General features: G+C 36.2%; 14 protein-coding genes and 1 CRISPR repeat array (1 of these 15 only partly in view). Of the genes, 8 read left to right on the top strand and 6 right to left on the bottom strand.

The features are described from left to right. A CRISPR array of direct repeats spans positions 1-278; the repeat unit is 46 nt; unit sequence GTTGTGATTTGCTTTCATTCTTTGAACTACTGATATTTACAACAAC; it reaches 1,892 nt to the left of the window's first position. Positions 279-400: 122 nt separating this feature from the next. The 5 genes from cas2 to cas9 all read right to left on the bottom strand — a co-directional run bounded on the left by cas2 (position 401) and on the right by cas9 (position 10,545). Further along, a complete protein-coding gene (gene cas2 / locus EV200_RS16650; RefSeq protein WP_165877951.1) occupies positions 401-730 on the bottom strand; it encodes a CRISPR-associated endonuclease Cas2 in 330 nt (109 codons plus the stop codon). Between the two features lie 3 nt (positions 731-733). Continuing rightward, positions 734-1,762, bottom strand: a complete 1,029-nt coding sequence (gene cas1 / locus EV200_RS16645) for a type II CRISPR-associated endonuclease Cas1 (RefSeq protein WP_132534644.1) — start codon at positions 1,760-1,762, stop codon at positions 734-736. A 1-nt stretch (position 1,763) separates the two neighbouring features. Continuing rightward, entirely contained in the window at positions 1,764-4,379 is a 2,616-nt protein-coding gene (locus tag EV200_RS16640) for a DEAD/DEAH box helicase (RefSeq protein ID WP_132534643.1), read from the bottom strand. 2 nt (positions 4,380-4,381) lie between these two features. Further along, entirely contained in the window at positions 4,382-6,031 is a 1,650-nt protein-coding gene (locus EV200_RS16635; RefSeq protein WP_132534641.1) for a site-specific DNA-methyltransferase, read from the bottom strand. A gap of 239 nt (positions 6,032-6,270) precedes the next feature. Beyond that, on the bottom strand, positions 6,271-10,545 hold the full coding sequence (cas9, locus tag EV200_RS16630) for a type II CRISPR RNA-guided endonuclease Cas9 (protein ID WP_132534639.1): 4,275 nt from the start codon (positions 10,543-10,545) through the stop codon (positions 6,271-6,273). Between the two features lie 325 nt (positions 10,546-10,870). On the opposite strand from cas9, the gene guaB reads away from it, so the two are divergent. The 5 genes from guaB (at position 10,871) to EV200_RS16605 (ending at position 17,589) form a co-directional block, all read left to right on the top strand. Then, positions 10,871-12,340, top strand: a complete 1,470-nt coding sequence (gene guaB, locus EV200_RS16625; protein WP_132534638.1) for an IMP dehydrogenase — start codon at positions 10,871-10,873, stop codon at positions 12,338-12,340. 654 nt (positions 12,341-12,994) lie between these two features. Continuing rightward, positions 12,995-15,574: a TonB-dependent receptor gene (locus tag EV200_RS16620; RefSeq protein ID WP_132534636.1), complete on the top strand. Its 2,580-nt coding sequence runs from the start codon at positions 12,995-12,997 to the stop codon at positions 15,572-15,574. 291 nt (positions 15,575-15,865) lie between these two features. Then, positions 15,866-16,459 (top strand): LOG family protein, encoded by a 594-nt coding sequence (locus tag EV200_RS16615; RefSeq protein WP_132534634.1) that lies wholly within the window; start codon positions 15,866-15,868, stop codon positions 16,457-16,459. Between the two features lie 57 nt (positions 16,460-16,516). Next, positions 16,517-16,981 carry a MaoC family dehydratase gene (locus EV200_RS16610; protein WP_132534632.1) on the top strand — a complete coding sequence of 155 codons (465 nt, stop codon included), beginning with the start codon at positions 16,517-16,519 and terminating at the stop codon, positions 16,979-16,981. A gap of 62 nt (positions 16,982-17,043) precedes the next feature. Next, the gene (locus EV200_RS16605) at positions 17,044-17,589 is read left to right on the top strand and encodes a hypothetical protein (RefSeq protein ID WP_132534631.1); all 546 of its coding nucleotides are present in this window, start codon (positions 17,044-17,046) and stop codon (positions 17,587-17,589) included. On the opposite strand, the gene EV200_RS16600 is transcribed toward EV200_RS16605, so the two are convergent. Further along, positions 17,586-18,029, bottom strand: coding sequence for a DUF2721 domain-containing protein (locus EV200_RS16600; RefSeq protein WP_132534629.1), 444 nt, complete (start codon positions 18,027-18,029; stop codon positions 17,586-17,588). The two genes, EV200_RS16605 and EV200_RS16600, sit on opposite strands and share 4 nt — an antisense overlap. Positions 18,030-18,682: 653 nt before the next feature. Between EV200_RS16600 and EV200_RS16595 the strand changes: the two genes are divergently transcribed. The 3 genes from EV200_RS16595 (at position 18,683) to trxB (ending at position 21,809) form a co-directional block, all read left to right on the top strand. Continuing rightward, positions 18,683-20,311, top strand: coding sequence for an acyl-CoA carboxylase subunit beta (locus EV200_RS16595; protein WP_132534628.1), 1,629 nt, complete (start codon positions 18,683-18,685; stop codon positions 20,309-20,311). Positions 20,312-20,469: 158 nt separating this feature from the next. Then, positions 20,470-20,688, top strand: a complete 219-nt coding sequence (locus EV200_RS22235) for a DUF3060 domain-containing protein (RefSeq protein ID WP_132534746.1) — start codon at positions 20,470-20,472, stop codon at positions 20,686-20,688. A gap of 164 nt (positions 20,689-20,852) precedes the next feature. After that, positions 20,853-21,809 carry a thioredoxin-disulfide reductase gene (gene trxB / locus EV200_RS16585; RefSeq protein ID WP_132534626.1) on the top strand — a complete coding sequence of 319 codons (957 nt, stop codon included), beginning with the start codon at positions 20,853-20,855 and terminating at the stop codon, positions 21,807-21,809. Positions 21,810-21,914: the final 105 nt, after the last annotated feature.

Genomic DNA, 21,914 nt, shown 5'->3' with positions numbered 1-21,914 from the left:
ACCTTGTTGTGATTTGCTTTCATTCTTTGAACTACTGATATTTACAACAACAAACGTCACCGACTTTGAAAAGACTTGTTTGTTGTGATTTGCTTTCATTCTTTGAACTACTGATATTTACAACAACTCGACACAACAAAGATGCAAACTTTATTTGTTGTGATTTGCTTTCATTCTTTGAACTACTGATATTTACAACAACAGCCCCTAGTTTATCCCGTATGGCAATAAAGTTGTGATTTGCTTTCATTCTTTGAACTACTGATATTTACAACAACATACCTTAGTTCAATTAACTATCCGTCAGTAGGTTAGTTCAAAAATTAGAATTAAAAAAATCCTGATGTAATTGCATCAGGATTTTTATTCTAAGTATTTCTATTATCCTAAATTGTTATTTTTAAAATAATTCGAGCTGTTGTGGGGTATCAGGTAACTCTTTTTCTTTCTTTCCATAAAATAATTCCATCATGCCAAATTGTTTATCGGTAACCGTCATTATACCAACGTGGCCTTTTTCTGGAAGTAATTTTTTAACTCTTTTAATATGTACATCAGCATTTTCTCTACTATTACAATGCCTCAAATAAATCGAAAACTGAAACATAGCAAATCCATCACGCATAATATCCTGGCGAAATCTGCTGGCTACGCTACGTTCTTTTTTGGTTTCGGTAGGTAAATCGAAAAAAACTAATATCCACAAAATTCGATATTCATTTAAACGCATCAATTAAAAAGGTAATTCGTCATCAGGTTTTTGGTATCCAGATTCTGTAATTTCATTTATAGTGATAGACTCCGGGATTTCTTCCTCCCTGTAATTAAATGTTCTCTTTGTCTCAAAACTTTTCATCATTGGATAATTAATTCTTCGAATCGTTCCTTCATAACATTTGGCTAAAGATGAAGTAGTGCTTTGTAGGCCAACCATTAGCGGACTTCTATTTTTATCGAAATGTACATCAACAGTAGCGATGCCTAAAAGTTGTGTTTTGATAGAACTTCCCAACTCCAAGAAGTTTTCGCCACGATCTATCATGCCCAATACAATTTCATCAACATAAGGTCGGTAGGGCTCCATAATGTCATCGGCTAGACAGTAAGCATTGTATTTGTTTCGATGATGAATGCCGAGGGTAGGGAGCAGACCAGAACAAACCAATCCACGAGCAACAATGGCCCTTAAAATGGCATAGCCGTAATTAAGCAGATTATTGGGTGGATCGCCCTCCCGGCCACGAAAGAAATCTAACTTTTTTGGAAATACATTTTTCCAGTAATAGGCTGCGGCCCTGCCTTCATAATTGTCAGGATCTCCAGAACGAACAGATTTGGCCCAATGTACCATATTGTCGCAGGCAATACCTCGGTTGAAAAGTATAGCAGCCTGATTCAAAATTTTAGCTTGCGTGGTTTGTTGCCACAATTGTTTTTTCAAGGGTTGTGAAGCATCTATCTGGTAGCGAAAACGTTCACTTTGTGTATTATGGCCATCTATTGGCAGCATCATGCCTGTTGGAAGTCGGCTTTGATTACAGGTGATAATTGCAGCGTTATTATCCAATAATGCTGCAATACATCCATGCGTAATGGTGATTTGCTGATGATCTAAAATGATAATTCCAATGTCTTCTATCGGAATCGACTTCTTTGATTCTTTTTCTCCCAGCGATTTTAAATGTGGTAAATCAATGGCCAGCTGGTTTTTCTGTAAACTTAAGTATGCCGGATTTGAGAAGTGGAGTGTTCTTTTAATCATTTTACAGCTCCTTTATCAATTCAATCGATTTATTTATACTGAAAGCGCCTTCAATTTGGTTTTGTTCAAAGACCATAAAGTAGTTAAATTTCTCACCAGCCAATTCTGCCCATTTATTTCCTAACCTGCATTTAGATCTACTATCAGAATTATCTCTATCATCGCCTTTTGTTTCCAGCAGGATAATTCTTCCAGATTTGGTATATAAAATAAAGTCAGGATAGTGGTTTGATTTAAAACCATTGATATTAAAACCTTTTCCTTTACTTAAATTGCGATGCCAGAAAACAATATTCTGCAGTGCAGAAACTGCAGATATTACAGTAGTCTCAAAACCATTCATTGTTCCTTCCCGTTCATAAAGTGATTTGCTGATAGAAGCACCCACATTACCAGGTACAGTTTGTTCGGGAAATGTCCATGCAGGTTCGGTATTTATTTTGCCGAGTTTAATCATGTCATTAAATCGTTGTTCGGCATAGCCATCTGCATGGTGTTTTATTCTTGCTTTAATTTTCTTTGAATAATCATCCTTTCGGGTTAAAATATCCTGCAACTGTTCTGGATTAAGAGAGGACAGCACCCTTTCAATATAGAGTCTTATTTCCTGATCGGGGATAGGGTACATATCTCCGATAATTTTCATCAGCTGATGTACAATATCTTTTATTTGTCGCTCCGGAGGTTTAGACATGATGTAGGCAACCACTGGTTCTCTAAACATCAAATCTTCAATTTTAGAAAAGCGGGCATCGAAATCATTTTTTCCAACTTCTTCAAGATCTACTTTATATAAATCGGATGAAGTGGTGTTAAAATCTATCTTAATATCCTCGTTGCTTAACTTAAACTGATTTAATAAGGGTTCCTGACTTAAACTAATTTTTCCAGTGCTAAACAAACTGTTCTGTGTGGTGTGCAGGTAAAATTTAGGTAGTTTTAAATCGATTAAGTGTTTTTTATGCTGTTCAATTAATCGGTAACGTCTAATCTTTTCGCCCATTTCTTCGAAAATATGATCATCATTTATTTGTGTTTTTTGACTAGCAATAAGTTGTTGCATGGTTTCACTTTGTTCAAAAGCGACCTTTTCAATATGATTGACAACGGGTTCGATGACCGATGCTTTATCAAAATTCAGGTTTTGAAGGTCGATTTCTGTTTCAATGTCTACAGTATCTGTTAAATTGAGCTGTTTATTTTCGATGATGATCTGCTCCGAATTATCCATACGCTCCATCATATCGACACCACGATAATCATTATCGCTAAAGCCTGATGACTGTAAGCCTTTTACGATACTTTGTAAGGTGTCATTAAATTTGACCGATGCCGTTAGTACATAAGATACATTCAAAAGGTAATTTTTATGTTTTTGAACATAAGGTTGCCGCAGTACTCTACCCAGAATCTGCTCGACATCCACAGCAGAAGACTTATCGGCAAGAGACGCTAAAATGTAGGCAAAAGGACAGTCCCAACCTTCTTTTAGTGCATTAATGGTAATGATGAAACGAACTTCACAGGTGCTAGACATGAGGTCTATTCCCTTCAATTCATCCATAGTAGCTGTTTTAATTTTGACTTGATTTTCAGGAATGCCAATTGAAATTAGTTGTTTTTTTAATTTCTCATAAGTTACATTTTCATCGCCTGTGTTGGGCTGAGCCTGAAATAATACAATAGGCCTAATATATCTTCCGCCAGTTTTTTCCTGCTCAACGGCCAGCAACTCTAGCCTTCTTTGCAAATGAAATGCACTGTTTACCACCGCTGTTCGGTCGTGATGATTATAAACGATTACTGGTAATTTTACCATGTTTTCCTTCTTTAGCTCAATTGCCGGCACCATACTGATAATGTTGCTGTTATTTTTGGGCGTAGCAGTTAAGTCGAGTACAAAAGATGGATTCAGCGCCCTTAGCATGTCTATACTCAGTGCGCTTTCTGCATTATGACTTTCATCCACCACAACCACAGGCTGAAGATTTCTGATGACATTAATTAGCGAGGTTTCTTCGGTATCATCCTGAAAATGATGACTACTCTTGAAAAAAGAAGCAAATGAAGCCAGTTGTCCATTTTCCTGGTAAACTTTTCGATCTTCTTTATTTTTTGCCCTTAAACTGGCGAAACTCATTACAAAAATAGAAAGCTGTTTTTGTACAATTGATGGGTTGAAGTTTGCGCCTTGTAGCAAATCTTTCTTCTGATAAATTTCTACCCGGTGGTTAAAAAGACTGTTCAGTTTTTGTCGGTAAGGGTGGTCTGGACTGCTAAGCGCAGCTACGGTTTGATCGAGCAGATTACTCCACGGAACCAACCAGACTACCACTTTTGGCATGCTTAATGGATAAGCGCTAAAAACAGTATGAAGTGCATTACAGGCAATAAAAGTTTTGCCACCAGCCGTTGGAACTTTTATACACACATTTGCTGCATTTGGAATAGTATTTTTGTAAGGCTGCATACCTTCGCCAGTTAAGGCGTTGTAGCTACCAATCCGATCTTCCCAGAACTGGTTGAACGATTGATCCGTTTTTTTATATTGCTTGATGTAATTTAAATAAGTTTCCAAATCTTGAATAACCTTACTTTGATAGTTTTTCAGTTCCATAATTAAAAGCGGCTAATGTCTCTTGGTATTTTTTTGAAAATGATATGATGATTAAGCAAGAATTCTTTTGATAGCAGGCAGTTATCTGCGTAAATGATATATTGATCAGCCTGAATATTTATGGTTTCCAGTGTTTGATAATCCAGCGAAGAAAATTCTTTTGCGTGGTAAAGGAGGTAATAGGCTGTACCCTGATGCTTTCCAAGAAAGGGATGGTCGATATGGATGTCGTTCAATAAAGGACTTCTGGTTTCGCTATACCAAACGTAATTTCTTATTTTATCTATGCCAACGGCTTCGTTAAGGTATTCGTTATTTTCGCCAGTAAATAGTGATTCGCCCAGGCTGTAGTAAGAAAAAGAACCTCCAGTTCCGGTTTTATTCGCATAACCATTAATTACTCTTTTAACCCTTTCTGCAGTGATACTTTCTGCATACTTTTCCATTTCTATGAGAATGAATTTGCGGTTTCCTCCATCTTGTTGATTGAGGTTGAGCACGGCGTGTGCAGTTGTTCCACTACCAGCGAAGCTATCGAGGATGATGGAGTTGGAATCGGTACAGAAACTAATTAATCTTCTAACTACGGTTTCCGACTTAGGATTTTTAAATATTTCCTTTTGAAACATCGATTCCAGATCTTTTGTGGATGCTCTTCCATCCTCATAAACTACGCTTCTCAATCTATCCTTAACATTTTCTATCCTTTTTTTTGGTTTGATTAATGTATTTTCATCATCGCCAAACATAATGTCATCATTTGCTATTAATGATTTCATGGTTTCTTCAGGAAACCTAAATCCTTTTTCTGGGATTTTGCAAGGTTTGCCTGTAGTAGGATGTAAAATCTCATAAGCATAACCTCCAAATTTTGTGTTAGCTACATCTGCATCATGGAAAACCCCCTTCTGATCAACATTATCATAATGTTCGACTAGATTTAACTTCGACTTATTTGATTTAATCCATTTTCTAAGTTCAGCTTGAATTTTAATGGTATCAGATAAATATTTTACTTTTAAGTCATCGTATTTCGACTGGATAGTTTCGGCAGCCTGTGATTTTGTGAACCATTCCTTTTGAAGTGTTTTATTTTTAGCGTAGCAAAGTACGTATTCATGTTCAACTGAAATCTGCCTTGGGTTGTGGTCTGTAGCAGTTTCCCAAATAATATTTCCAATAAAATTATTTAATCCAAAAATTTCATTGAGGATTAATTTAAGGTTGAATACTTCATGATCGTCTATTGAAATATATATTACTCCATCCTTCGACAAGAGTTTTTGTAAAAGCTTAATTCTGGGGTACATCATGCAAAGCCACTTATCGTGCCTGGAGAGGTCTTCGCCTTCCTTTCCAACTACGTGATCAAGCCATTTCTTAATGGTAGGATGTTCTACTCTGTCGTTGTATTTCCAAGCATCTTTGCCTGTATTATAGGGCGGATCGATGTAGATGCATTTCACTTTACCTTCGTATTCAGGTAGGAGAGCCTTAAGTGCTTCGAGGTTGTCGCCGTGAATGATTTTACTTTCATTGTAATGATTTTCATCATCAGCATTGAAGGTATATTGTTTGTTTAAAACTTTGAAAGGTATATCATGATGGTGATTGATAACCTTTTCTTTTCCGATCCAGTGTAGTGAGGGCATTAGCGTTAGGGTTTAATGTTTTAAATTAAACACCCAGAAAAAGGTGGCCCTTCGCTTAAGCATACGACAGATGGTACCGCGAAGAACCGAGCGCATTCAAAAGCATAGGAAACACCTGTTTCCAGGTGCAACCATTCTGATTAAATCTTCCCTCGTCGAAATTCGCGGTTTTTCTGTGGAAGAAGTTTTAGGAGTGGTTTGCTATTTATATTTTAATTATGTTCTGATGTGTTTAATGATTAATATTCTCCTATTTTAACAATCTGGCCAATATGGTTTATGCGAACCTTAATAATTTTTGAAATGGCATTTAATCCTAATTGGGGTTTGTAGGTTGTATCTTTTAACTCTTTCCTTTCTTCAACTGTAGTCTCTAAATGATGTCTGAAAAAATAATTTTTTGCCGCAATTTTCTGTACTCTAAATAGGTTAGGGCTAATTTCCTTATTGTTTTTAGGATCTAATAAATCAATACTTTTAGGATCAAAACCAGTTTGTTCATTAGGGAAAATAAAGTATTCATTTTGTTTCATAGTAAATAAAAATTGCCATCCTAAACCTTGGTTATAATCTTTAGTTATTATAGGTTCTCCAGCATTTACCAACTGAATAGCTTCAAATAGAGAAACCACTCTTTCTTGTAAGTTTCCTTTTTCGTCTTTATAAATCGCTACATGATGGTTATTTCCAGTACTCACAAAATCTACTAGAATCGGTTTTTCATTTTCATCTAAAATCCTATTACCTAAATGATCTTTTTTATAATGTAAAGCTTCTACATTGTTAACGCCACTAATCTTAACCTTTTTAATCGAAATGCTCTTTTCCTTATTCAGCCAAATTGGATTTTTATCTAAATCAGAAAAAGCTTCTTTCGGATTGTTATTGTATTCTGCTAATCTCTCTTTTAAAATGCGCTTTACACCCTCATCTAAAATTTTATCAACAACTTTAGTGTCCTTAAAATTATCAGGTGTGATGTCTTTTCTTATTGAGTAATCATCCTTTAACCAGATTAGTTTTACTGTTTCTGGTAAGATTTCGGTTTTAGCATCATTTAAATAAATTGGATTTTTACTTAAAACATTTTTCCCCGTAAATGCCTTTTTAGGATCGTTACCATATTCTGCTAAACGCTGTAATAGAAGCTTTTTATAATTTGGGTTAGATATTTTGTTGATTGTGTTCTGATCAAATTTAATTCCTATTTTCTCTTCTTTGCTAACGTAGTATTGATACTTTCCATAAACCGTTTCTTTATGTAGTTGCCCTCTTGGTGTTAATTCAATTTTTGTTTTTTCGCCTTTGGCAGATTTAGTTTTATTCTTGTTTTTGGTAACAACCTTGTTTTTTGCCTTGTGAGAAACTAATATGTTTTCTAAATGCTTTTTGGCTTCTTCTCTAAAATTGGATAGTGGTAACTTAAATATGCGTTTCTTGTTTCCATCATCATCGTATTTCCAAGTAGTTTCTTTTCCCTCAATACCAATAATGGCGTTATGTTCTTTGTGATTTTCGTTTTTTCTGGCATTTAAAAAATTGAGGTATTGAATGTGGCTTTGTTTCGTAAAAGCAATAGTTAAGGCATCCATGGCATGGTGCCGATGGTCGTTGCGTTTACTCCAATCAATAATACGTTCTTTAAAACTGCCATCTTTTTTTTCAACCTGTTCAGTTAAACCCAATTTCTTAAATTTATCGAAATTGAGTTCTTGCATAATATTGATTAAATCCCAGTCTGATCGAAGTTTATCAGTTATACTTCCGGTTGTAGGCGTAACAATTCTACAAATTTCATAAAGCATGTTTCTTGCTTTCTTTGCAATGTACTGGCTATCTCTTAAATCACGTTCAATAAATCCGTCACCAATTTCGGCTTCTTGTTTTAATAGTTTTTGATATTTTGCTTTAGAAATTCCTTCTTCTTTATTTTTTTTTCCTTGCTCAAAAAGAAATTCTATTCTCTGTTCAAAATCAGTTAGTTTTTCTTTGCCGAATTTGCTGTCGATATAATCGTATGCTGTTTTATTCCCTTTATCTAAATTGTCTTTTCTAAATACAACAGTTTTGTTAGAAAAACTATCATCAAATACTTTAGATTGGGGAATAATATGTTCAATGTCCACTTGTTTGCTAAATAATATCTCTCTTGCGATATATGTATTTGTATATAGATCTTTATACCCATTATTTTTTAATTCTTCATAAAGCTTATATCGAATAATATCATTTCTAGTTGGGTTTTTTACGCCAAATTCTGTTTGTAATAGTTTAAAAATTTTCTCGTGAGCAATTTTTGCCGAATTGATATTTGTGGTCATTTCTGCCCGCTCTTTTGCATTTTTCTTTAAATCTCTGGCCAGCTCAATTCTTATTTCATCAAATTTGAAGTATTTAATGATTTTGCCATCTGCATCTTTTTCACTGTTCGTTTCAATTAAAGTATTTACTACATTAACTACCTGATTAAGGATTTTCTCTACAACAGGATTACGTAAGCTATTTTTCTTTAGTAAATCTAACCTGTCTTTTAATGGTCGATTGGCAATTTCTTCTTTAGTTAATGATGATGCAGAATGTTTATATCCGGCTTGAAAGCAAGCCTTATCATAATGTAATTCTTTTATATGTGGATAGATTTTTCGTATCGCTTTAGCACTTAAGTTTCCATAATCATCAGATAAACTTACATTAGCTAAAATTTGAGCATGCTCTTTTTTAAAACCATACTTCTGCTCAAGTAATTCGTGCAATTTATCATTGCCGCTTGCAGAATTATCTCCCTCATAAGCATATAGTAAGTGCCACAATTGATAAGATGCTTGTTTTTCAAAATCTTTGCCATCTAACTCTGCATCGAATTCTAAAATATTTTGGTCGATTTCTAAAACTTCAAAAATACGCTTAACCATATCTTTAATTTCTGCAACAGGTGTGCTTAGTTCGGTAATATTGATTTCATCTTTGTCAGATAGTTTTAATAAATCTTCATTATAGCCTTCTGTTTCCAGTATTTTAAAATATGCCTCATATAAAGCTTTATTGGTTCGATTACCTTCAATCTCAGTATAATTGATTTCCCATTCTTTGGCCTCTCGGCCTAGTAATTCGATAATCTTATTGGCTTTTAAATTTCCTTTGATGTTTAATTCATTAAACAAAGTCTGTTTATCTTCTAAGCTTAGGCTAAAAATTTCTTCTTGATTAGCATCTTTTAGTACACGTTTTTTACTACCTTTTTTTCTGATCAGCACATTGTTTAATACCTGCCAAATCTTAAATTCTTGAAATAGGGGGGAAGATTTCGGCGCAACTTTTAAACCAATAGTTTTTTTAACTTTTTGTCCATTTCTATCAATCTCAATCTCTTTATTTTCAAATTCACAAAAACTTATTAGGCCTTTCTGTGATTTTAATTTTCGTTGATAAAAAATAATAATGTCCCGAATTTCTTTTTTTAATTCTTCCGTTAACTCAGGATGAAACTTTGATTGTGTTTCCCAAATGGTTTCAAACTCATCGAAATAATCCTGACGGTAGAAAACTTGATTTTTTAATCTTATATGTGGATTATCCTGAATTTGTTTATACAGGTACTGACCAACAGTCTGTTTGTTAAAATACAATTCTTTGCTTCTGTCGCTAATTGCACCAAGATAACCGCTTGAATTATTTAAATTATTGTTGATCTCCGTAATTACATATGCAACTTCTTCTTTATCTAATTGTTGACTGATCGAGTTATTTCGCCATTGATAAGCTTTTAATTTTTTTTCTTCTCTACTGCCTTTTATATCTGAAGTATTGAAATTGTATGTTTTCCAAAAAATAGCAGATGTTGCTCTCTGCCCTTTTCCAATAAGCTCTTTTTTAAATTGATCTGTTAAAATTTCAGGATAAAATTGTCTCTGAAATTCCCACACTTTATCAAGTTCTGCTTGTAAATCAGATCGATAAAAGTCTGGCAATTGTTTCTTTCCTTCTTTTAGTAATTGATAAGAGAGTTGACCAGGAGTTAGATTTTCATCATATAATTTTTTGGCATTTAACATTCCATCAATTGCCTGGCCCTCATCTTCATTATTAGCCTTACGACTACTTTTGTAACCTCTTTTTTTATTTATGGCTAATAGAATTCTGGCGAACTCATCTTTTTCTACTTTCTCAACAGCAGATTTAGCCCTTAGTGCAAAAGTAGAATGAGTAGTATTTTTTCCATCTTCGGCCAAGATGGTATCATTATTAATGATATAAGCTTTAACTAATGCATCAATTAAATTAGAACGCCTAAGTTGATAACGATCTAATGTTCTTCTAGCTCCGCGTTTTAATGTTCTGTCTGCATTAATAGTAATAGGCTTGCCTTTTTCAAAATTGGTTTGTTCATCTGTAGTTAATGGATTTACACGAACACCAATTTTTTCTATTGATGAATTTGTGAAATCATCGCTTTCATTTATATATGCAAATCCAATAGATGTTGTTCCTAAATCAAGTCCTAATATTTTCTTCATGAGCGTTATTTTAATATTTTAACAATATCTGGTTTAATTTTTTCAATCCCAACAAACCGACATCGTTAATATCATATTCAAACTTAAATTCATTTATTTTTAATTCATTACGGTTTCCCGTATGCTGTATATTAAAATAAATTATACCTTTGACTTGAAAGCAAATCACAATAAGGATTATTCCGTTGTGAAAACATTTAGCGCCTCGACTATCTTCGGGGCATTTTTATTTCCTTTTTACATTTCCAAAACAGAATCCAGTTTTAAAAATCAACTTATTTATCTTATCTTTGCCTGGCAAATAATAAATCGTAATTTATTTGCTATGCAACTCGACTCCACAAAATTTATTGCAACAGGTTTAACATATGACGACGTACTTTTAGTACCCGCTTATTCTGAAATTCTGCCCCGCGATGTAAATACAGCCACTTTCTTAACCAAAAAAATCAAGCTTAACGTTCCTTTGATTTCTGCAGCGATGGATACCGTAACCGAAGCCGAACTTGCCATTGCCATTGCGCAAAATGGGGGTATTGGGATGTTACACAAAAACATGACGATCGAAAGACAAGCCGAAGAGGTCCGTAAAGTTAAGCGTTCAGAAAGCGGAATGATTCAGGATCCGGTTACACTATTGGAAACAGCAGTCGTTGCCGATGCTTTCAAAATCATGAAAGAGCACAAAATTGGTGGTATTCCAGTGGTGAGCAGCGACAATAAACTAGTTGGGATTATTACTAATCGCGATTTGCGTTTCCAGAAAAACATGGCCAGGCCAATTGCTGAAGTCATGACAAAAGAAAATCTAATTACTGCGCCAGAGGGAACAAATCTGGTTCAGGCAGAAGAAATTCTTCAGAATTATAAAATTGAAAAATTACCAGTTGTTTCTAAAGATGGTTATTTAAGTGGTTTAATCACTTTCAAAGATATTTCAAAAGTTAAAAATTATCCTGCTGCTTGTAAAGATGAACGTGGTCGATTACGAGTAGGTGCCGCCGTTGGCGTAACTGCTGATACTCTACAGCGTGTTGATGCTTTAGTTCATGCAGGTGTTGATGTAATTACCATCGATACTGCTCACGGACATTCGAAAGGGGTAGTGGATAAACTAAAAGAAGTAAAGGCGAAATATCCTGATCTACAGGTAATTGTTGGTAATATCGCCACTGGTGCAGCCGCTAAATTTTTAGCAGATGCTGGTGCTGATGCGGTGAAAGTTGGTATCGGTCCGGGTTCTATTTGTACCACCAGAATTATCGCAGGTGTTGGTGTTCCTCAATTATATGCCGTTTACGAATGTGCCAAAGCATTAAAAGGAACAGGAGTTCCAGTTATTGCAGATGGGGGTATTAAGCATACCGGTGACATTGCAAAGGCAATTGCATCCGGAGCAGATACCGTAATGGCTGGTTCGTTATTCGCAGGAGTGGAAGAGTCTCCAGGTGAGACGATCATCTACGAAGGACGTAAATTTAAATCTTACCGCGGAATGGGATCTATCGAAGCAATGGAGCAAGGTTCTAAAGACCGTTATTTCCAGGATGTTGAAGATGATATCAAGAAATTAGTTCCTGAAGGAATTGTTGGTCGCGTTCCTTTTAAAGGTACTTTAGCCGAAGTAATGTATCAATACATCGGCGGACTTCGTGCCAGTATGGGCTACTGTGGTGCCGCTACTATTGAGGCTTTACAGGAAGCGCAGTTTGTTCAAATTACAGCTGCTGGTATGCGTGAAAGTCATCCACACGATATTACCATTACTAAAGAAGCACCAAATTATACGAGATAGGATTAAAGACGAAAGCTAAAAGACTAAAGCTTTATAGTCATTAGTTCTTCGACCGTATTAGAAAAGCTTCTAAAATAATAATATTACAATGTGGGGCGTCCTAAAGATAGCCCCACTTTTTTTATACTTAGTTTCTCCTACCTTAATAAGGTATAAAATTTGCAAAGGCTTCTTCACTTTTGGAAATTAGACAAGCGATCTAAAATCTGCGAATCTATGGCCAAAAAAGCGCTATCTATCCCGTGTTACTTTGTGCTTCCGTGGCAACAAAACTTTTCATTAGTTCAAGGTCATTAGTGCATTTGTTTGGGTACAAATCGATCCGTGTTGTTTTGTGCTTTCGTGGCAACAAAATTGTTCATTGGTTCAATGGTCTGTTCATTGATTCAATGGTCATTAGTGCATTTGTTTGGGTGCAAATTGCTTGGCGAACATTTTTAAATCCTCAGATAATAATTATCACAAAATAAAATTTGGCAAATACTTTTTTTTAATATATTTGTCGACTAAATCTATAGATTTAATATAATTAAATATGAAGCCAATCAATCTGAAATCAAAAACATGTTGCTGCTCTGCGCTAAGTGCTCAAGCAAAACATTTCCGAAAGGATCAATAATCAATATATCTAAACCAAACACATTAAATGTAATTATGAAACAAAGTTTACTTATTTTATTTGCTATTATACTATCTGCAACTACTGTATTCGCTCAAAATACGGTAAAAGGAATAGTGAAAGGTACCAATGGCATAACCATTCCTGGTGCAACCATTACGGTAAGAGGCACAAAAATTGCAACTATTACCGATGTTGAGGGTGCCTTTGCCATCGATGCCAAACAACAACCTCCATTTTATATCCGGGTGAGTTATGTTGGATATAAACCTCAGGATTTTCAAATTTTGCGACTTCAGGAGGCTCCAATTGAATTAGTTTTAGTAGAAGACACCCAGCTTGATGAAATTGTAGTAACCTCAAGAAGACGTTCGGAAGTTTTACAGGATGTACCGATTCCAATCACCGTTATCGGCGGTCAGGCGGCAGAAAATGCAGGTGCTTTTAATGTTAATCGTTTGAAAGAATTGGTTCCTTCGGTTCAGTTGTATGCTTCAAACGCCAGAAATACCACATTAAATATTAGGGGATTAGGTTCTACTTTTGGATTAACGAATGATGGAATTGATCCAGGTGTAGGTTTTTACGTGGATGGCGTTTATCACGCACGCCCGGCTGCTACTTCTACCGATTTCCTTGATATTGAACAAATTGAAGTTATCCGCGGACCACAAGGAACGTTATTTGGTAAAAATACAACCGCAGGTGCCTTTAATATCACCACCACTAAACCTACACAAACGCCGACAGCAAAAGTTGAAATGAGCGTTGGTAACTATAATTTTATTCAGGCTAAAACATCAGTTTCTGGTGGTGTTGCAAAAAATCTTGCGGCAAAAATCTCGATATCTGGTACACAACGTGATGGTACGATTTACAATACTAGAGAGGAGCGAAGATATAGCGGTCAGAACAATTTAGGTTTCAAGAGTCAGTTATATTTTACGCCATCTGATAAATTAAAAATCTTATTAAGTGGAGATGTGAGCATTCAGCATCCGGCAGGTTATCCTTTAGTCATTGCTGGTGTTACCACAACCGAAAGAAGTGCCTATCGTCAATATGCCAGAATTGTTTCAGATTTAGGATACCAACAACCCAAAATTAATCCATTTTCAAGAGAAATCAATACCAATACGCCCTGGAGACATAATCAATCAATTGGTGGTATTTCACTAAACGTAGATTATAAAATTGGCAACGGAACATTAACTTCTACCACGGCCTGGAGGTTCTGGAATTGGGATCCAACAAATGATAGAGATTTTTCTGAATTATCTGCACTTACTAAATCACAAGGTAACTCGCGTCACGATCAATACTCACAAGAGATTAGATATGCAGGCGACATTACCGAAAAGTTAAGTGGTGTTTTCGGTGTATTTTTTCTTGGTCAAAACCTGCAGGGTTTGGGTCAAACGGAAGAAGTGGGCAAAGATCAATGGAGATTTGTGCAAACCGCTAATACGGGCGCACAAGCGCTATACTCCACGCCAGGTTTGTTAGATGGATTTGGAATTAAGACCAATTCAACTATTAAATCATTAAGTGCTGCAGTATTTGGTCAAATCGACTGGGAAGTAATTGAGCACTTACACGTGCTGCCAGGTTTAAGATTTACCTATGATAAAAAAGATGTAAATTACGATAGAAACACTTATGGTGGTTTGCAAACTACTGATCCTGCATTATTGGCACTTAAAGCAGCAGTTTATGCCAATCAACAGTTTGCTACGAAAGTTGATAATAATAATTTATCTGGAAATATCACTGTTTCTTATCGTCCAACGCCGAAGGTAAATGCTTATGCCACTTTTTCTACAGCCTACAAACCAGTTGGGGTTAACGTAGGTGGTTTACCAACTACATCAAACGGACAGGCAGATTTAACATTGGCCGTTGTGAAGCCCGAGTATGTAGAACATTATGAACTTGGCGTTAAAACAAAACCTTTTAAAGGAGCGATATTAAATGTAACGGCTTTCAATACCGATATTAAAGATTATCAAACCAATGTACAATCGCCACAACTCGGTGTAAACAGGGGCTATCTTGCCAATGCCGAAAAAGTTCAGGTTAAAGGATTGGAGATTGACGGAACTTATCAGTTGGAACGTTTCTTAACCTTAAATGCAGCTTTGGCCTACCTGGATGGAAAATATGTAACCTTTACAAATGCGCCGCTTCCGTTAGAAGAAACCGGTCATACCGAACTGGTAAACGGTGTAGCAACGCAGGTAGCATTTAAAGATGCATCGGGTGGCAGATTACCAGGAATCTCAAAATGGAACGTCTCCGGCGGTGCAGAATTTAGTACACCGGGTAATTTAGCTACTAAACCAGGTCGTTACTTTATCGCCGGCGATGCCAGTTACCGTTCTACATACTCATCAAATCCAACACCATCAAGCGTTTTAAATGTTCAGGGATATTCGCTGTTGAATGCGAGACTTGGATTTAAGTCTGATAAGTTCTCCGTATTTGTATGGAGCAGAAACCTAACCAATAAAAATTATTATGAGCAATTACAGGCAGCAGCAGGTAACTCAGGTTTGTATGCAGGTGTTCTTGGAGATCCGAGAACTTATGGCGCTACTTTCCGTTACAGTTTCTAATTTTTAACAGAACCTTAAGAGTCTTAAAAGCTGTTAAAGTTTGTATAATTTCTCTTTATTTGGATTAGAAGCGTCGATTGTTCGGCGCTTTTTATTTTTAAGATCTGAATTGTTTCAGAGGAAGCTAATTATTTCAAAACTTCAATATATTTGGAATCATGGTTAATAACCTATAAAATACACTACTAAAAAAGTATTTTAAATCACAAAAACATTAAATTAACAGCTTTGTGCAGAATAAAATTTATAGCAAACGGATAAAATCTTAACTTCGCTAAATTTTTAAATCGGATGAATAAGCTAAGAGCGGTTTGTGTTTATTGTGGCTCAAACTTTAATGGAGATCCACAGTTGCGTAAAGCCATTAAACAGTTGGCAGATACACTTGTCAGGGAAGAGATCAGGTTAGTTTACGGCGGAGGAAGTGTAGGAGTGATGGGCGTACTGGCGAACGATATTTTAGAAGCTGGTGGTTTGGTTACCGGCGTGATTCCTCAGTTTCTGATGGATAAAGAGGTAGGCCATAAAGGTGTTACTGAAATGATTTTAACCGAAAACATGCATCAGCGCAAGCAAAAAATGGCCGATTTAAGCGATGGTTTTGTGATTTTGCCTGGTGGTTTCGGTACGCTGGAAGAATTTTTCGAAGTGCTTACCTGGCTACAATTAGGCCTCCATCATAAACCAATAGGAGTTTTAAACGTAGGTGGATTTTACGATCCGCTATTTGCACAAATGGAAACGATGGTTCAAAGCAAATTTTTAAAGCCTGCCAATCGCGATTTGGTTTTCAATGAAACTGATGCTGAAATATTAATTGAAAAAATGGATAATTATTCGGCTGTGCCGGATGTGGTTTGGTTTAAGGAAAAAGATTTAATTTAAGCAATCGTAAACGTCAATAGTTTTCGGGATTGCTATCACTATAAAAGATTCATAAAAATGCAAATTATTACATCTCACGCGGAATTTGAACAACATTTAGGTAAAGAACTTGGTGTTTCTTCGTGGCATACCATTACACAAGAACAAATTAACAAGTTTGCAGATGCCACACTGGATTATCAGTGGATTCATACCGATGAAGAGAAGGCAAAGAATGAAGGGCCTTTCGGTTCTACCATTGCCCATGGATACTTAACACTTTCGCTTATTCCTTATCTTTGGAAAGAGATTGTTGATATTCAAAAGCTTAAAATGGAGATTAATTATGGTATCGAAAGCTTAAGATTTGCGCAACCAGTGTTGGTAAATGCTAAAATCAGACTCAAAGCGAAATTGGCCTCCATTGTTAACTTACGTGGTGTAACCAAGGTTCATATGGCAATAGAGATGGAAATTGAGGATCAAAAGAAACCTGCCTTTACTGGTGAGGTGGTTTTTCTTTACCATTTTATAACTCCTTAAGGTTATTCTTTGTAGCGTTTTTACTGCGGCACTCGTTTTGGTTAGAAAGAAGAATGATTCTTATGAAAAAAACTTGCCAGAGTGCCAGCTTAATTGTAATGCTATTCTTATTGTTTTTTACAGGCTGTAAAGAAAAAGTGATGGATCTTAATGCAAACGATACTTTTTTGCCGATGCAAATCGGTAATTTATGGTTTATGAATAGTGCTAACTATACCGAGATTACAGATACGGTTAGCATAAATAAGAAACTTTTCTATAAATTTTATTCTTTAGTGGGTGGCGACGCCGTTAGCATTTCGTATTTAAGAATAGACGAACAAAATAGATTAATAGAAGGCTACCCAACGTCTCCGCTACAAACATATTTAAAAGCCGATTTTAAGGCTAATATAGGAGATAAATTTTTTACAACAGGCCAAAAGGATTACAACGACAATGAAGTTACTGTTGTCCAAAAGACAGATACAGAAATGACTTTTGATTTCGATATGATTTACCATCCAAACTTAAAGGGACATCCTTATTCTGTAAAATATATAAAAGGAAAAGGCTTTCCCGGAGACTGGAAAAAGTTAAAGATTAATAATGTTGTTTTACAAAATTAATCTCTGTTGAATTTCTTTTTGATGAATCCACTTAATGATTCATCGTCTAAATCTTCTAAAGTACTCAATTCTAATTCGAGCGCTTTCGTGCTGAGTTGAATTTCTATCAATGAAATAATCAGCGAAATCATAAAAAATATTAAACTCATTGCAAAAAGCATTTCGGCTATTATATTCCAATCAAGGTAAATAAAAAACATGCAAAACAAACAACTGGCGAAACTAAGCACACCGAAAGCCTGCATGTTTTTGATTAGTCTTAACCGATAGCGAAGGTTTTTGATTTGATTTTGTAAACCGATATTTTTCTCGCCTTCTTCATACTTCGCTTTTAAACTTCTAACTAGTGTTGCCAAAGCCAAAAAACGGTTGGTGTAAGCCAGCATGATTAAACTAATGGCTGGAAATAGTAAAGCAGGAATATTTATGGTTAGCTCCATTTAATGAGGTTTCTTCAAAAGTATCGTTTTAAAATGATTTGTTGTGGTTAACCGCAAAATGAAGGGAAGTTTTTCGCGAAGAGCGCAAAGCTGGGTGTTCAGATTTTACCACCGAGGACACGGAGGTTGCACAGAAAACAGAGAGTTTAAGAATCGACAATATAATCTCAGTGACTTCTCTGTGCTTTTTTTTCTCTGTTTGCTCTGTGGTTACTTTTTATTTCTAATCAAAGCTGTGTGTTCAGATTTTACCACCGAGGGCACGAAGGTCTCACAGAGAACATAAAATTTGAAATTGATTACATTATCTCTGTGCTTTTTTCTCTGTGGTTATTTTTTATTTCTAATCGCAAAGCCGGGTGTTTAGATTTTACCACCGAGGACACAGAGGTTGCACAGGGAATAAAGTGAAGAAGTCAAAATTTGGTATTCTATGGTTACATTTTAAACACCAACTTGGCGTTCTTTTCGCTTTTCTCTCTGCATCCTTTGCGGTTAAAATCACTCCCATATTCTGTGGTTTAATATTTCGAACACGAGTTTGGCGTTCTTTGCGCCTTCTGCTGTGCGTTCTTTGTGGTTAAAAACCAGCGTAGACCAGAAACCAATTTGGTCGCCATGCTTTATTCCAAAATAAGATTTAAATTGCCAACATGGATATCGAATTCAACAAGAACGAAGACGTGAACAAACAATTGGTTTACGAGCTAAGGACCAAACTTAAAAAGATTTACCTCGGTGGTGGCGAAAAAAATGCGGCCAAGCAAAAGGAGAAAGGTAAGTTATTGGCTCGCGAACGGATTGATTACCTCATTGATAAAGACACCGAATTTTTAGAAGTTGGTGCTTTCACCGCTGATGGAATGTATGCTGATCAAGGCGGTTGTCCGTCTGCGGGTGTAGTTTGCGGAATTGGATATGTAAGTGGCAGGCAATGTATGATTGTCGCCAATGATGCTACAGTGAAAGCTGGCGCATGGTTTCCTATGACGGCCAAGAAAAACCTCCGTGCGCAAGAAATCGCTATGGAAAACCGGCTTCCGGTGATTTACCTGGTTGATAGTGCAGGTGTTTATTTACCAATGCAAGACGAAATTTTTCCAGATAAAGAACATTTCGGAAGAATGTTCCGCAATAACGCGATGATGTCGGCAGATGGAATTGTGCAAATTTCGGCGATTATGGGGTCATGCGTAGCTGGTGGCGCTTATCTTCCCATCATGAGTGATGAAGCCATGATTGTTGATAAAACCGGTTCTGTGTTTTTGGCAGGTTCCTACCTGGTAAAATCTGCAATAGGAGAGGATGTTGATAATGAAACTTTGGGAGGAGCAACTACGCACTGTGAAATTTCAGGTGTTACCGATTACAAGCATCCAAATGATCAAGCTTGTCTGGATAGTATCCGGAACATCATGAGCATGTTAGGAACGCCTCAAAATGCAGGCTTTGACAGGATTAAATCTGCTAAACCCAAAGAAAGTGAAACAGAGCTTTATGGCATTATCCCAGAAAACAGAGATAAACAATACGAAATAATGGATATCATCAACCGCTTGGTTGACAATTCTGAATTTGAAGAATATAAAGCAGGATATGGCCAAAGTATCGTTTGTGGTTTAGGTCGTATCGATGGTTGGGCAGTAGGCATTGTTGCTAATCAACGTAAGGTCGTTAAATCTAAAAAAGGGGAAATGCAATTTGGCGGTGTGATTTATTCTGATAGTGCAGATAAAGCTACCCGATTTATTATGAACTGCAACCAAAAAAAAATCCCGCTGGTATTTTTACAGGATGTAACCGGCTTTATGGTCGGAAGCAGGTCTGAACATGGTGGGATTATTAAAGACGGAGCAAAAATGGTTAATGCGGTTGCCAATTCTGTAGTGCCAAAATTTACGATTGTAATTGGGAATTCTTATGGCGCGGGTAATTATGCCATGTGTGGGAAAGCTTATGATCCGAGGTTAATTTATGCCTGGCCAACTGCTAAAATTGCAGTAATGGGTGGCGCTCAGGCTGCAAAAACGCTATTGCAAATTCAAGAAGCATCATTAAAGGCTAAAGGTGAAGTGATTACACCAGAAAAAGAAGCAGAACTATTGAAAGAAATTACCGATAAATACGATAGCCAGACTACACCTTACTATGCTGCATCAAGACTATGGGTAGATGGTATTATTGATCCGCTGGAAACTAGGAAAGTAATTTCTATGGGCATCGAGGCCGCGAATCAATCACCAATAACCAGGAAATTTAATGTAGGCATCATTCAAACTTAAAGTATAAATACGCACTGTTATAATCTTTGTTCGCTCAGAAACTTAAACTTACCAGATATGAGAAACTTAAAAAGAATGCGCTAACCATTTTATTTGTCACGCCGATAATTACAAAAGCTCAAAATTCAAAAGTAGGAACGTAGGAAACGGGTGAAACTATTAATGTTGTAGGCAGTAGTATCAACGTAGTCATTACCGGAAACTGCAACAGCATCAAGGTAACAGGAGCGGGGATCAAGGTTAAAGCACAGGGAGTTAAAGTGATTCGCATTCAGGGAGCTGATTCAGGTGTAACTTATACTTCCAGTCCGAATAAGAATGGTAAAGCAATTTCAAGCGTATCAGGCGCAGCAAGCTATGTAACTAAGGTAAAATAGTCAAAACTTATAAACCAGAGATTTAAACTTTTGAATACCAGGTCTTGATCTTTAAATTGTAATGCATGTTAATAAGTAAACTATGTTGACAATGAGTACTTGCCAACAAATGTTTAAAGCATTAAATTTGCTTTTTAGTTTAAGAATTTCAAACACACACTATAATGTCACAAGAAAACGAACACGTTCAGTGTTTAATCATTGGTTCCGGTCCTGCAGGATATACTGCAGCAATATACGCTGCCAGAGCTGATTTAAAACCAATTATGTATACTGGTATGCAGGCGGGTGGTCAGTTAACGCAAACCACTGATGTAGAAAATTTTCCAGGCTATCCTCAAGGAATTATGGGGCCGGAAATGATGGAAGATTTCCGTAAACAAGCAGAACGCTTTGGTACGGATATCCGTTTTGGTTACATCAGCGCTGTAGACTTTTCATCAACGCCTCATAAAATTGTGGTAGATGAGATCAAAACAATTACTGCAGACACGGTAATTATCGCTACTGGTGCAACAGCAAAATGGTTGGGCTTACCTAGTGAGCAACAATATAATGGTTTTGGTGTATCTGCGTGTGCGGTTTGTGATGGATTCTTCTTTAAAGGACAAGATGTTGCTATTGTAGGTGCCGGAGATACAGCAGCAGAAGAGGCAACATATTTAGCTAAGCTTTGTAAAACGGTTCACTTGTTGGTTCGTAGAGATGAATTCCGTGCTTCTAAAGCAATGGTGAGTCGTGTTTTAGCAACACCGAATATTGTAGTGCACTACAACACCGAAACTCAGGAAATTCTAGGTAATGGTAAAAATGTAACAGCAGTTAAAGTACTTAATAATCAATCTAACGAGGTTTCTGAAATTGCTATTGAAGGTTTCTTCGTAGCTATTGGGCATAAACCTAATACCGATATTTTTAAAGGTCAGTTGGAGATGGATGAAACAGGTTATTTATTAACCAAGCCAGGATCTACTTTGACCAATATTGAAGGCGTTTTTGCTTGTGGTGATGTTCAGGATATGTATTACAGGCAAGCAGTTACCGCTGCAGGCTCAGGATGTATGGCTGCTTTGGATGCCGAAAGATACCTTGCTGCAAAGGAACACCCAGTTGAAGCATAAGATTATTCATAAATATTTTGAGAAGAGAAACCCCAATCAGGTTTCTCTTTTTTGTTCGTAACAAAAAAGTGTGATAAAGAATCTTTCTGTTATTTATATCTTAGA

The organism is Pedobacter psychrotolerans (assembly GCF_004340665.1).
Classification (GTDB): Bacteria; Bacteroidota; Bacteroidia; order Sphingobacteriales; family Sphingobacteriaceae; genus Pedobacter; species Pedobacter psychrotolerans.
This window is presented reverse-complemented; position numbering and strand designations above follow the sequence as displayed.